Source organism: Rhizobium sp. Rhizsp42 (assembly GCF_047304155.1).
Classification (GTDB): Bacteria; Pseudomonadota; Alphaproteobacteria; order Rhizobiales; family Rhizobiaceae; genus Rhizobium.
Genome location: NZ_JBGLYS010000011.1, coordinates 60,417 through 73,181, shown reverse-complemented (window position 1 = coordinate 73,181; position 12,765 = coordinate 60,417). Strand labels below are relative to the sequence as shown.

The 12,765-nt window shown below is 61.2% G+C and carries 10 protein-coding genes and 1 tRNA gene; 8 read left to right on the top strand and 3 right to left on the bottom strand.

Annotated features, from left to right (window positions below; genetic code table 11):
- Positions 1–153: 153 nt before the first annotated feature.
- On the top strand, positions 154–2,106 hold the full coding sequence (locus ACCD05_RS13005) for an acetoacetate--CoA ligase (protein ID WP_413393172.1): 1,953 nt from the start codon (positions 154–156) through the stop codon (positions 2,104–2,106).
- A 220-nt stretch (positions 2,107–2,326) separates the two neighbouring features.
- Here the strand turns inward: ACCD05_RS13005 and ACCD05_RS13000 are convergent, their stop codons facing one another.
- Positions 2,327–6,337: an ATP-binding protein gene (locus ACCD05_RS13000; RefSeq protein WP_413393170.1), complete on the bottom strand. Its 4,011-nt coding sequence runs from the start codon at positions 6,335–6,337 to the stop codon at positions 2,327–2,329.
- Between the two features lie 213 nt (positions 6,338–6,550).
- Between ACCD05_RS13000 and ACCD05_RS12995 the strand changes: the two genes are divergently transcribed.
- Both ACCD05_RS12995 and ACCD05_RS12990 read left to right on the top strand, forming a co-directional pair.
- Complete coding sequence (locus tag ACCD05_RS12995) at positions 6,551–6,994, top strand: phasin (RefSeq protein WP_018898489.1); 444 nt, start codon at positions 6,551–6,553, stop codon at positions 6,992–6,994.
- Between the two features lie 127 nt (positions 6,995–7,121).
- A tRNA-His gene (locus ACCD05_RS12990) sits at positions 7,122–7,198 on the top strand.
- A gap of 55 nt (positions 7,199–7,253) precedes the next feature.
- Here ACCD05_RS12990 and ACCD05_RS12985 read toward each other — a convergent pair.
- Positions 7,254–8,141 carry a universal stress protein gene (locus ACCD05_RS12985; RefSeq protein WP_413393168.1) on the bottom strand — a complete coding sequence of 296 codons (888 nt, stop codon included), beginning with the start codon at positions 8,139–8,141 and terminating at the stop codon, positions 7,254–7,256.
- 363 nt (positions 8,142–8,504) lie between these two features.
- Between ACCD05_RS12985 and ACCD05_RS12980 the strand changes: the two genes are divergently transcribed.
- From ACCD05_RS12980 to ACCD05_RS12965, 4 genes are all read left to right on the top strand, one after another.
- Complete coding sequence (locus ACCD05_RS12980; protein WP_047508304.1) at positions 8,505–8,750, top strand: helix-turn-helix domain-containing protein; 246 nt, start codon at positions 8,505–8,507, stop codon at positions 8,748–8,750.
- A 223-nt stretch (positions 8,751–8,973) separates the two neighbouring features.
- Entirely contained in the window at positions 8,974–9,435 is a 462-nt protein-coding gene (locus tag ACCD05_RS12975) for a hypothetical protein (protein ID WP_112979885.1), read from the top strand.
- A gap of 84 nt (positions 9,436–9,519) precedes the next feature.
- A complete protein-coding gene (locus ACCD05_RS12970; protein WP_413393165.1) occupies positions 9,520–9,945 on the top strand; it encodes a DUF4174 domain-containing protein in 426 nt (141 codons plus the stop codon).
- A 43-nt stretch (positions 9,946–9,988) separates the two neighbouring features.
- On the top strand, positions 9,989–10,147 hold the full coding sequence (locus ACCD05_RS12965) for a hypothetical protein (protein WP_018898496.1): 159 nt from the start codon (positions 9,989–9,991) through the stop codon (positions 10,145–10,147).
- A 15-nt stretch (positions 10,148–10,162) separates the two neighbouring features.
- Here ACCD05_RS12965 and ACCD05_RS12960 read toward each other — a convergent pair whose 3' ends face one another.
- Positions 10,163–11,044, bottom strand: coding sequence for a LysR family transcriptional regulator (locus ACCD05_RS12960; RefSeq protein WP_111561739.1), 882 nt, complete (start codon positions 11,042–11,044; stop codon positions 10,163–10,165).
- A 121-nt stretch (positions 11,045–11,165) separates the two neighbouring features.
- Between ACCD05_RS12960 and ACCD05_RS12955 the strand changes: the two genes are divergently transcribed.
- Positions 11,166–12,662 (top strand): CoA-acylating methylmalonate-semialdehyde dehydrogenase, encoded by a 1,497-nt coding sequence (locus tag ACCD05_RS12955; RefSeq protein WP_047508295.1) that lies wholly within the window; start codon positions 11,166–11,168, stop codon positions 12,660–12,662.
- Positions 12,663–12,765 lie beyond the last annotated feature (103 nt).

Genomic DNA, 12,765 nt, shown 5'->3' with positions numbered 1-12,765 from the left:
CCAGTCTTTCGACATCTGCCCGTTAATGTACTGAAATTCCGGATATATCAAATGCCGGGCGGTTGCAAATATATAGCCTGGCGACCCGGTCGATCGCCATCTTTATCCGTCTTCATGACGTGTTATATAGGTTGGCAACAAGAGGAGTTCTGCATGCGTGACGATAAGCCACTCTGGATCCCTTCGCGAGCTTCGGTCGAAGCGAGCCCCATCTTCGCATTCATGCAGACGTGCAACCGGGACTTTGGTCTTTCACTATCCACTTATGGCGAGTTGCATGCCTGGTCCGTCGCCGACCGCGCCAAATTCTGGACGGCGGTCTGGGAGTTCTGCGCGGTCAAGGGCGAGCGCGGCGAGCGCGTTCTTGTCGACGACGAAGTGATGCTTGACGCCCGCTTCTTTCCGGACGCGACGCTGAACTTCGCCGAAAACCTGCTCTCGGGCGAGGGCGGCGGCGACGCGATCATCTTTCGCGGAGAAGACAAGGTCGAGGACCGCTGGAGCTGGGACCGGTTGCGCGAGCAGGTCTCGAGACTGCAGCAGGCCATGCGCGCCGAAGGCATCGCATCAGGAGATCGCGTGGCGGCGATGATGCCGAACGTGCCCGAAACGGTCGCCTTCATGCTCGCGGCCGCTTCGATCGGCGCGATCTGGTCCTCCTGCTCCCCGGATTTCGGCGAACAGGGCGTGCTCGATCGCTTCGGCCAGATCGAGCCGAAGCTCTTCGTCACCTGCGATGCCTATTGGTATGGCGGCAAGCTGCAGGCGATCAAGGAGAAGGTGGCTGCGGTCGCAGCCAGGCTCGGCGTTCCCACGATCGTCGTACACTATGCGGGTGACGCCGATGATGTCGCGCGGGCCGTATCCGGCGCCCGAACGCTTGATACCTTCATCGCCGACTATCCCGCCCGCCCGGTGGAATTCCTGCGCCTGCCGTTCTCGCACCCTCTTTACATCCTGTTCTCCTCGGGCACGACGGGCGTGCCCAAGTGCATCGTGCATTCGGCCGGCGGCACGCTCTTGCAGCACCTCAAGGAGCATCGTCTGCATTGCGGTCTGGAAAGAGGCGAAAAGCTCTTCTATTTCACCACCTGCGGCTGGATGATGTGGAACTGGCTGGTATCGGGCCTCGCCGTCGGCGCCACGCTCTGCCTCTTCGACGGCTCTCCCTTTGCGCCCGATGGCAATGTGCTCTTCGATTATGCGCAAGCGGAAAAGTTCGCGGTCTTCGGCACCTCGGCGAAGTATATCGATGCTGTGCGCAAGAGCGGCCTGACGCCGCGCAGCTCGCACGATCTCACCAGCCTTCGCCTCATGACCTCGACCGGATCGCCGCTTTCGCCCGAAGGCTTCACCTTCGTCTACGAGGGCATCAAGGAAGACATTCAGCTCGCCTCCATCTCCGGCGGCACCGACATCGTCTCCTGCTTCGTGCTCGGCAATCCCATGCAGCCAGTCTGGCGCGGCGAAATCCAGGGCCCGGGGCTCGGCCTTGCCATGGATGTCTGGGACGATAACGGCCATCCCGTGCGCGGCGAAAAGGGCGAGCTGGTCTGCACCAAGGCCTTCCCGTCCATGCCGATCATGTTCTGGAACGACGGCGACGGCGCCAAATACCGCGCCGCCTATTTCGAGCGCTTCGACAACATCTGGTGCCACGGCGATTTCGCTGAATGGACCGAGCATGACGGCATCATCATTCACGGCCGCTCGGACGCGACGCTCAATCCGGGTGGCGTGCGCATCGGCACGGCGGAAATCTACAATCAGGTCGAACAGATGCCCGAGGTCGCCGAGGCGCTCTGCATCGGTCAGGATTGGGATGACGATGTCAGGGTCGTTCTCTTCGTTCGCTTGGTGCCAGGCGTTGCGTTGACCGATGAGCTGATCAAGTCAATCAAAGCGCGAGTCCGCAGCGGCGCCTCGCCACGTCACGTGCCCGCCAAGATCATCGCGGTCGCCGATATTCCGCGCACCAAGTCGGGCAAGATCGTCGAACTCGCCGTTCGCGAGATCGTGCATGGCCGGCCGGTGAAGAACAAGGAAGCGCTCGCCAATCCGGAAGCCCTTGATTTGTTTTCAAGAATCGAAGAGCTGCGCGTCTGAATAGTTAAAATGATAGAAAAACTACAATATATGACCGGGCAGAGCTTCGTGGCTCCGGCAACCTTTCGTTAATAAAGCCTTGTCAAAGGTAAATGTAACTTGGGGCTGCATATGAACGAGGCAGCTAGGAGCCGTTGCTCCCGCAACATGATGTTAGATCGCCTAAGCCCTTGTTGAACAGCACCCAAACTCTCAGGCAGCCCCTCGGCTGCCTTTTTTCTTAGCTGGCCAGAACCCGCTGCGACGGAAACGCGATCTCGACGAGCGTCCCCTCGTTGGGCGTCGAGCTGATCGCGAAGATCGCCCTGTTGGCATCCACCATCGCCTTGGTGAGCGGCAGGCCGAGGCCTGTGCCTTCGCCGCGATGGCGCGACTGCGTCGAAACCTGCCGGAACGGCTTCATTGCCTGGTCGAGTTCGCTGCGCGTCATGCCGACGCCGGTGTCGCGGATGCGCAGCACGACGCTGCCATTCGTTTCATAGGACGTCGACACGACGATCTGCCCGCCCGATGGCGTGAAGCGGATGGCGTTGGATAAGATGTTGAGCGCGATCTGCTTGATCGAGCGCAGATCGGCGACCACATCGGGAACCGCGTGCGAAAGCGCCGTGCGGATGATCACCCGCTGGCTGTTGGCCTGCGGCTGCAACAGCGCCACGGCTTCCGAGATCGCTTCGTTGAGATTGATCGAGTCGAAATCGAGATCCATCTCGCCGGCTTCGATCTTCGAGATGTCGAGCAGGTCGTTGACGATATCAAGCACATGCCGGCCCGAGCGGCCGATGTCGTTGGCGTATTCGACGTAACGCGGATGACCGATCGGCCCGAAGCGCTCGCCGGCCATCATGTCGGAGAAGCCGATGATGGCATTGAGCGGCGTGCGGATCTCGTGGCTGACCCTAGCCAAGAAATCGGTCTTGTGGGCGTTGGCCGTCTCGGCGGCACTCTTGGCGCCGCGCAACTCGTCCTCGGTGCGCTTCCACTGGGTGATGTCGCGGATCACGGCGCAATAGCCGCTGGAGGAGGTCAGCCGCCCGAGCGTCATGAACAGCGGCACGAAACCGCCCGATGCCTCGCGGCCGATCACCTCGCGCCCATCATTGAGGACGCTCGCGACACCATGGCTGGAAATGCCGTTGATATAGTCGAGCACAGCCTTCTGGCTTTCATGCGCGAAGAGCATCACGAAAGGTTTGCCGCGCGTGTCGTCCTCGTCATAATTGAAGAGCGCGCTGGCGGACCGGTTCATCGAGCGGATGTCGCCATCGGCGCCGATCACCACGACGCCATCGGTCGCGGTTTCCAGGATCGAGCGCAGTTCCTCGACTTCCACCTGCAGCTTGGCGACCTTCTCGACCATACGGTCGGCGGCGCGTCCGTCGATGGCTGGAGCAACTTCAGGGGCAGGCGCCGGCCGCTCGCTGACGACAGGCATCAAGGCCAGCATCAATGCCGTGCTGTCTTCCCAGCGGATCGACTGCAGCCGCGCCGACACCGGCACGAGGTCGTCTTCCATGGTAACGAGCATCATGCCGTCATGGCGCGCGCTGGCGTCGGCAATGTCGTCGCGCTGGAGAAGCGCATCGATGCCGCCGACATCGGCCAGATCCTGCAGCGAGCGGTAGCCCGTCAGGCGCATGAACTCGGGGTTGGCATGGATGAGCTGATCACCGGCGTGAATGAGCACGGCAACCGGCAGCTGATCAATCATGCCTGCCGAGAAGCCATCGGTCATCTTCACCCGGGGCGGAATGAAGCTCGCCAGAATATCCATCTGGCTGACGGTTTCCTCGAGACCTTCGGTGACATCGTCGCTGTCGTCATTGGCCGCAACAGGCGTGTCTTCGAGTGGCTCGTCCGTCGAATGCTCGGAAGAGGAGGGGATCTCGGCGTCACTGAGTACGGTATCGCTGTCTGCGGTGTCGCTGGATAGCGGCTGCTCAGCTTCATCCGATCCCGAAACCTCGGCGCTGTCTTCATCGGCGCCATCATTTTCGGCAACGACCTCATCGCCCAGCGATGCGTCGTCATCGATCAGGTCAGCTCGCGGTGCCTCGTCGGTCACCTTCTGCGCCGCGTCAGCCGCTTGTTTCGCCTCGCCATCCTCATCCGACGTATTCACGCCAAACGCTTCGAGACGCTTGGCGATCTCGCGGAAATTCGCCTGCTCGGCATTCGTCAGGCCGGGGCCGACGCCATGCAGTTGCACGATCTTGTCGGTCAGCCGGCGATTCGGCGTTTCGACGATGCGCAGGACAGGCGGTTCGGCGCGCGGTGTTTCCACGCTCTGCATTGGAGCCGGCGTATCGTCTTCGACGGAATGCTCTTCCTCAGCCAGGAAATCGTCCGTGGCCGCATCGGCAGCGTCCGGCGTCTCCACGGAAGCGGGCGCATCGTCGATGTTGTCCTCGGCAAACGTCTCTTCCGCGAGCTCATCCGCCGCTATGTCGTCGCTCTGCTGATCCAGCGCAGCGGCGTCGTAAGCAATGCCATCAGGGCCGAATGTCAGGCCAAGCGCCAGCGGATCTTCCGCCGCGTCGGAGAGGCGCACGACGCCGAAGCCGCGGAAGCCATCGAATTCGCGGCTGCGCGTATAGGTCGGCAGCGCCGCCAGGTCGACCGGCACGGCGAGGCTCGTGCCCTCGATCGGCCAGTGAATGGTCTTGCCCGACCAAGTGTCGCGGCGCGCCAGCGCCTCGGAAATCTTGCCCTCGGGATCGAGATTGAACAGCGCCGATACATCGCTGAAGGCGATGCCGATAATGTTTGCCGCATGCGGACCAACCGCTTCCGCGAACTCGCCGGAAACCTCGCTGAAATGACCTTCGGCGTCGATCTTCCAGACGAAACGCGTCGCCCGGCTGTTCGGCTTGAAGACGAAACGACCGTTCTCGGCCGCCACCTGCGTAGCTTCGGTCGCAACCTCCGCAGCAGCGGCTGTTACTTCGGCCTCATCATCCAGATCGGCGGCATGGGTCTCGGGCACCTGTGCCGGCGTCTCATCGGCTACGGCATCGTCGCTTGCAAGCTCGCCATCGGCCAGTTCGGCAGCAGCCACCGGCTCAGCACTTAGATCATCCGGCTCGAAGGCTGCGATATCGTCATCGGCAACCGTCTCGCCCGGATGGAATGCCTCGTCAGCCTCACTATCCTCGGCCGCTACCGCCTCCTCCGCAATCGCAGGCGCCTCGGCATCATCGAAATCATCGGCAGCATCGTCTGACGCAAACAATGCCTCGGGCTCCGGATCGGAATCCGCCAGCGTCTCGACATCGCCGAACCCGTGCGTCTCGTCATCCAAGACGGGCGCCGTATCGGGCTCGATCACGCCTGCCTCGAAGGCTTCGTCACCGGTGGGCACTGCCTCTGCCTCGAATGCCTCGGCGGCAACCGCCGAAGCCTCCGTGATATCGCTATCGTCGGCGATGCTCTCGTCCGGCACGTCCTCGATATCCTCGATCTCGGCAACGGCATCGATCGCGTCGGCGAATGTCGAGGCCGGCGCGACAACGGTATGGTTAACGGGGCTTGTGGATAAGTCCGACGCATCCGTCGGGTCCAGACGCCCGAGCACGGTCTCGACCGCGAAAAGCAGGTAAAGCGCCGGATCGCTGCTGATTCGCCCGACGGCGGCCGGCAGGTAACCTTTGCCCGTCGCGACCGGTCGTTTGATCAGTCCGTGCGGATGTGCGCCGGCCATGGTTGCCAGCGCCTTGGCCGTCGGCTGCGTCACGCCCAGGGATGAAAAGCCGGGGGAGGCGGCAACGATTTCGCCTTCGCCGCCAATGACAGCCATATGCGTATCCGGATCGTCGAGCCCCTTCAGCATCTGCGCGGCCGACTGCTCCGTCGACAGCGCCCGCGTTGCGACCGGCAATGAGACCAGCACCGCCGCTTCACCGGAAACGTCAATCAGTTCAACCGAGGCCTGCACGGCTACGCGCTGGAAACCCTGCGCGATGCGGATCATGAAGTTCCGGGTGTCGCCGGTTCTTGAAAGCTGGCGGGCGGTGACTTCCAGCTGGCGATAGGTGATATCGCCGCGATTGACGCCCTGATCCAGGAGATCATAGACGGCCGCATGCCCGAAAAGCTCGGCGCCCGCGCCGTTCGCCCAGAGCGCCCGCGCAAGGTCCGCCGAGAAAAGCACGAGCGCTTCCCCGCGGGCAAAGTGCTCCCGCACACGCGGATGTACGGCGATGTCGATGAACGGATATTGGACTGCGGGCATCAGCGGACCTTTAGTCTTCGGGCCTGGCAAATTAACGGTCTATTAATAACGACAGGGCGCAAACCGGTCCAGCACGACCAATGGCTTTCGGCCGAAAAGGTTAACGTCGGTTGCGCCGCACAATCATGTTGCACTGCACAATAAGATGCGCTATATGATGCTTACCTAACAAACGAGGCTGTCACGATGCCGAGACAAAAGGAGCAAACACCAATGGCGAAAATGGAAGACGTATTTTCTATCTCCTCTTTTGACCCCGCGAAGTTCGCTGACTCGTTTCGCGATTTCGCCGAAAAGGGTTCGCAGCAGTCGCGCGACGCCTATGCCAAGATGAAGGCCGCCGGCGAAGAAGCCAGCAAGACGCTCGAATCCACCGTTCAGACGGCCCAGGCCGGCGCTGCCGAAATCGGCCATCAGGCAATCGGCGCCCTGCGCACCAATGCCGAGAACTCGCTGACCCACATGGACGCGCTGCTTTCGGTCAAGTCCGTCGCCGAATTCTTCGAACTGCAGACCTCTTTCCTGCGCAAGCAGGCGGAACTGACGATCGAACAGGCCAAGGCCATGCAGGAAACCTCCAAGCTGGTAGCCGAAAAGGTTGCCAAGCCTTCGAAGGAAGCCGCTGAAAAGGTCATGGCTTCTTTCAAGGCTGCCTGATTTTTATGACAGACAAACGAAAAGGCTGGACCCTTCGTCCAGCCTTTTTGTATATTAAGGACAGATAGGGCTTGAATTAAATTTCAAGTCCCCGTATGTCACCCCCGTCGCGCCAAGCGACGTTTGTGCGGTTGTAGCTCAGTTGGTTAGAGCGCAGGTTTGTGGCACCTGAGGTCGGAGGTTCGAGACCCCCCAACCGTACCATTCCCTCCACTATAATGAGATTGGTACCCGGCTTCGTCTCCCTTGAGACATCGCCTCAATGCTTCATCATCACCGGCATGGTCGCGTGCGAGAGCACGTATCGGGTGATCCGGCCGAAGAGCAGTTCCAGAAGATAGCCGTGCCTGAAGGCGCCGATCAGCAGGCAGGTTGCGTTCTCCACTTTAGCGAATTCCACGATCGCTTCGCCGATCGAACGGCCATTCGACGATATCGCGACCACCTGGCCTTGAAGCGCAAGGCGGGTAAGCATCGCTTCGGCGCTCCTCTCGGCCTTGCCATCGGTGTCGTCGATGCAGACGAGCGTGATCCGTTTCGCGGCCGCAAGCCAGCGTTTGGCGGCGACCAGCGTGTCTTCGGCGTGTCCCTGTTGTCTCCAGCCGATCACCACATGGCCGAAAAGATTGCCTTGATAGTAATCTCGGGCGGGCGGCATCAGGACCAGCTTGTGCTGGCTGAACACGACGCTACGGAACGCGTCGCGCGCATCGGCGTTGCCGTGCCTCGATGTCACCACGAGCGCGCTCGTCGCGCATTCGGTGGCGACGCAGCGGGCGACGTCGCCGCGGCAATCGTCGAGAAAAACCGTGCGTCGCTGCGAGTGACGCCGGCGCCAGGTGGCGAATGCACGGCCCACCTGCTCGAAACGCTGCCGCGATGAGCCCTCGGCGTGATCGCGCAACTGTATCAGATCGATCTCCTCGGGCGAGAAGACCAGCGTCATCGGCTCCGATCCGATGTGGGCGGCGGCCATGGAGCCATGGATGGCATGCGCCGCATCCTCGGCAAGGTCGAGGCAGAGCCGGGCGGTCACCGGATCGGGCAGAAGCGCCAGAACCTCCGCGCCGCCATGCGATCGGCATAGCGGAGTGTAGCTCTCGATATCCTGATCAGCGTCTCTGCGATCCCTTGTGAACATGGCCATACGCGCTCCAAAGGGGCGCTTGCCGGGATCAAACAATGGTCGCATCGAGGCGACCTCACCGCAGGCGCCGATAGCGTGATTTTACGCCTGCGAATGACGCTCCGCAACATGCTCCGCGCAGACAAAATCGAGCGTTTTGATGAGTCGTCCGCCTCTCCAAGCTGTGCCTGATATGGCCTTTCAAAGGCCTGTCGCCGCGCCGGACAGGTATTTTTCGTGAGTCACCCTTGTATAAAAGGTGTTGCTAATCAATATCATCGCCATGCACCGCGCCCCCTGCGTTATATTGCGTTGCAAAATGTGAACGAGAATGCCATTTTCCCGCCGGGGGTTAATTCAGAGTGATTTTAGAAGGAGACTTATATGTCCATTTCGCTCAGCAATCTGGATAAATCCAACGCCCAGCCAATCCCTCCGGTCAACGCAGGCGCTGTTCTGAGAACCGCACGTGAGACCATTGGCTATAGCGTTGACGATCTCGCCGTGACGTGTGGTTTGCTCGTCGCTGAAATCGAGGAAATCGAAAGCGGCGAAGATACGGATTCCGCCAAGATCAAGCGCATTGCCGCTGCCCTGCAGCTGCCGCTTGCTTCGCTCGGCCTGGAATAATCCAGTTGTTCTTGCGGGACCGGCGGCTTTTCGCCGGTCCTGCCGCCTCGGATCCTCGCTTAGCGGTTCATTAACCGTACCGCCCGAACCTCAGGGACGGGCCGATGCCAGAGGTAGTTTTACCTCCCCCCATATAGGATAGATTAGCAACCTGAGGGCGAATGTTCTTCCGGGCGCTACATCATGTTGAGCAGCGGCCGGACGGTATCGTGGGGATGGCATCATGGAACGACGTGCATTTCGCATCGGCGACCGCTTGGTCGATGGCGGCGAACTCTTGGAACGCGGCATGCTGCTGTTGTCTTCGGCCCTAGCCGTCGTGCTTCCCATTCTGGATACCAATTTCTCGGAGACGACCGACGATATCCTGCTGCATGATGTCAGCCTGCTCGGCGCGGCCACCTATCTGTTGCTTTTGACCTATGCCGTCGGTTTCTTCGGCGTCTTCACACGCTCCATGCGCGAGCATATGCGCTTCATCGATCTTGCTGGATTGATCATGGTGGCCGTTGCCGTCTCCCGCGCCGTCTACATGGTCGGATGGGTTCATCTTCCGGTCACGGCGGGCGAGGGCGGCTTTGCGGTGGTGCCGCTTGCCGGATTTCACCTGTCTTATGGAAGCGTGCCGCTCTTCTTTCTGCTCTTCGGCAGCATATGGCAATTGCGCCGGTCCTGGCGCGGCTGATCACCAAGCTTTCCCGGCCCTTCCGGCCGGCCATGGAACTCCCGCCATCAGCACACGTTTTCCTCCTATCAAAGGAGCGCGTCTATGCCGGAAACCCATGGCACAACCGAACGACCGGAGAACGGCCTCGACAAGGCTGTCATCCCAAGCCTCGCGCAGTTTCGCTGGGAGAACCGCGTCGTTGTGATCTTTCCCGACAAGGATAATTCCCGAACCGCTCGCCAGGAAAACCAGCTGATGGCAGACCGGCCGGGCCTCGAGGAGCGCGACTTGGTCGTGCTCAAGGTCGCCGGCAACACCGTTCGCCCGTTGTTCGGTGCCGTGAAGGAGTTGGACGCCAAGGCGCTTTCGAATGATCTCGCCGCCCCGCCGCTCGGAGAATTCATGGCCTTCCTTGTCGGCAAGGACGGAACGGTGAAGCTAACCATCGACCAGCCGATGACGGCAGCCGAGCTTTTCACCATCATCGATGCCATGCCTATGCGCGCAGGCGAAACCGCCCAGAGCTAGATTGGGGCACCCGAACACAAGCCATATGAGAAAGGAGCGGATCATGTCCGTGCCAAACGAACCCTTGCCCGGCACGCCGCCGATGCCGGGACCCGATTGGGCGCCGCAGCCTCCGATCCACGAGCCGGAGCCCGACAGTTTGCCCGACGAGCTGCCCAATCCCAATCCGGATGAAAACGACGAGCCACCAAAGCACGCTTAAGAGGCGCCGGCCTGGCTACAGGAACATCTGCCTGTCGGCCGACACAAGCTCCTGCAGGAAATCGACGACGGTGCGCACGCGCAGCAGGTCGCGTGCGCTTTCATGATATGTCGTCCAGTAGGCGCGCTCGATCGACACATCGGGCAATATTCGGATGAGCTCGGGATATTGCCGGGCAATGTAATCGTGCAGGATGCCGATCCCGGCACCGGAGCGAACCGCTTCCGTCTGCCCGGTCGCTGTCGAAATCTCGAAGCCGGCGTCCCAGCTGCGCATCACCGCCGATGAGAAATTCAGCGATGCGGTGAAGATCAGATCTTCGACATAGCCGATCCGGGGATGCTCCTTCAGCGCCTCGATATCGTCAGGGGTGCCGTTTGCTTCGAGGTAGTCTTTCGAGGCGTAGAGCCCGAGCGTGTAATCCGTCAGTTTCGACGAGACGAGCCGCCCCTGTTCCGGCCGCTCGAGCGTGATTGCGATATCCGCCTCGCGCTGCGACAGCGAGAAGGAGCGGGGCACAGGCACCAGCTGTATCCGGAGCTCCGGGTGCCGCTTGATCAGCCGGCCCAGCCGTGGCGCCAGAAACGCGACGCCGAAGCCATCGGGCGCGCCGATCCGAACCGTTCCCGCAATGCTGCTGTCGAGATGGCCGAGGCTCGCCTGCGCCCTCAACATCTCGGTCTCCATGCGTTCGGCGGCATGCAGAAACATCTCGCCTTCCGCCGTCAGGTCACAGCCATTGGTGCGGCGAACAAGCAGCCGTGTCTTCAGCCGCTCCTCCAGCGTCGTCACCCGTCGGCTCAGCGTGGCGTGGTTGACGCCCAGCCGCTTGGAGGCCGAAAGGATTTGTCCGGTGCGGGCCACGGCCAGGAACATTCGCACATCATCCCAGTCCAAATTGGCCTCCGGCTTTAATTTTTGCACAACGGTTGCTTAAACCTGTTCATTGATTTGTGCAAATTGAAGTGCGATGCTGGCTCATCCAATAAAGACTGTGAAACCCAGAGGAGGCACACCCATGCATGAGATTGGTCATTTCATCGGCGGCAGACACGTCGTTGGCTCGAGCGGCCGCGCGAGCAATGTGTACAACCCGGCAACGGGCGAAGTTCAGGCGACCGTAGCGCTCGCCAGCAACGAGGAGATGCGCGCCGCCGTCGAAAACGCCAAGGCCGCGCAGCCGAAGTGGGCAGCCACCAACCCGCAGCGCCGCGCCCGCGTCTTCTTCAAGTTCGTCGAGCTGTTGAACAAGCACATGGACGAGCTTGCCGTCATGCTCTCCAAGGAGCACGGCAAGACGGTTGAAGACTCCAAGGGTGACATCATCCGCGGTCTCGAAGTCTGCGAATTCGTCTGCGGCATTCCGCATTTGCAGAAGGGCGAGTTCACCGAGGGCGCAGGTCCGGCGATCGACATGTACTCGATGCGCCAGGCCGTCGGCATCGGCGCCGGCATCACCCCTTTCAACTTCCCGGCCATGATCCCGATGTGGATGTTCGCGCCGGCGATCGCCTGCGGCAACGCCTTCATCCTGAAGCCTTCCGAGCGCGATCCGTCCGTGCCGATGCGCTTGGCCGAACTGATGATCGAAGCCGGCCTTCCGGCGGGCATCCTCAACGTCGTCAACGGTGACAAGACCGCTGTCGACGCGATCCTGACGGACCCGGATATCGGCGCCGTCTCCTTCGTCGGCTCGACCCCGATCGCCCGTTACGTCTATGGCACCGCTGCCATGAACGGCAAGCGCGCCCAGTGCTTCGGCGGCGCCAAGAACCACATGATCATCATGCCCGACGCCGACATGGATCAGGCCGTCAACGCGCTGATGGGCGCTGGCTACGGTTCCGCCGGCGAGCGCTGCATGGCGATCTCCGTTGCTGTCCCCGTTGGTGAAGAAACCGCCAATCGCCTGGTCGAGAAGCTGACGCCGAAGATCGAGGCGCTGCGCATCGGTCCTTACACCGACGAGAAGGCCGATCTCGGCCCTGTTGTCACCAAGGAAGCTCAGGCCCGCATCAGCAGCCTGATTGACAAGGGTGTGGAAGAGGGCGGCAAGCTCGTCGTCGATGGCCGCGGCTTCAAGCTGCAGGGCTATGAGGGCGGCTACTTCGTCGGCGGCACGCTGTTCGATCACGTCACGCCGGATATGGATATCTACAAGCAGGAAATCTTCGGGCCGGTTCTCTCCGTCGTTCGCGCCAAGAACTACGAGGAAGCGATCGACCTGCCGATGAAGCACGAATACGGCAACGGCGTCGCGATCTTCACCCGTGACGGTGACGCTGCCCGCGACTTCGCCAGCCGCATCAACATCGGCATGATCGGCATCAACGTTCCGATCCCCACCCCTCTTGCCTACCACTCCTTCGGCGGCTGGAAGGCATCGTCCTTCGGCGACCTCAACCAGCACGGCACGGACTCGATCAAGTTTTGGACGAAAACCAAGACCATCACCACACGCTGGCCCTCCGGCATCAAGGACGGCGCCGAATTCTCCATGCCAGTCATGAAATAAGTGATTGTTAAAGTTAGGCTTTGGATACGGGCTCCGCGAGGAGCCCGTTTTCGTTCAGGGCTGCGCGCAGCGCGCTTTTATAACGTGATTCATTTTTTCATCT

What these genes read in the sequence shown, in the direction of transcription:
- ACCD05_RS13005 (WP_413393172.1), top strand. Translation starts at nt 154, where the DNA reads ATGCGTGACGATAAGCCACTCTGGATCCCTTCGCGAGCTTCGGTCGAA.
- ACCD05_RS13000 (WP_413393170.1), bottom strand. Translation starts at nt 6,337, where the DNA reads ATGCCCGCAGTCCAATATCCGTTCATCGACATCGCCGTACATCCGCGT.
- ACCD05_RS12995 (WP_018898489.1), top strand. Translation starts at nt 6,551, where the DNA reads ATGGCGAAAATGGAAGACGTATTTTCTATCTCCTCTTTTGACCCCGCG.
- ACCD05_RS12985 (WP_413393168.1), bottom strand. Translation starts at nt 8,141, where the DNA reads ATGGCCATGTTCACAAGGGATCGCAGAGACGCTGATCAGGATATCGAG.
- ACCD05_RS12980 (WP_047508304.1), top strand. Translation starts at nt 8,505, where the DNA reads ATGTCCATTTCGCTCAGCAATCTGGATAAATCCAACGCCCAGCCAATC.
- ACCD05_RS12975 (WP_112979885.1), top strand. Translation starts at nt 8,974, where the DNA reads ATGGAACGACGTGCATTTCGCATCGGCGACCGCTTGGTCGATGGCGGC.
- ACCD05_RS12970 (WP_413393165.1), top strand. Translation starts at nt 9,520, where the DNA reads ATGCCGGAAACCCATGGCACAACCGAACGACCGGAGAACGGCCTCGAC.
- ACCD05_RS12965 (WP_018898496.1), top strand. Translation starts at nt 9,989, where the DNA reads ATGTCCGTGCCAAACGAACCCTTGCCCGGCACGCCGCCGATGCCGGGA.
- ACCD05_RS12955 (WP_047508295.1), top strand. Translation starts at nt 11,166, where the DNA reads ATGCATGAGATTGGTCATTTCATCGGCGGCAGACACGTCGTTGGCTCG.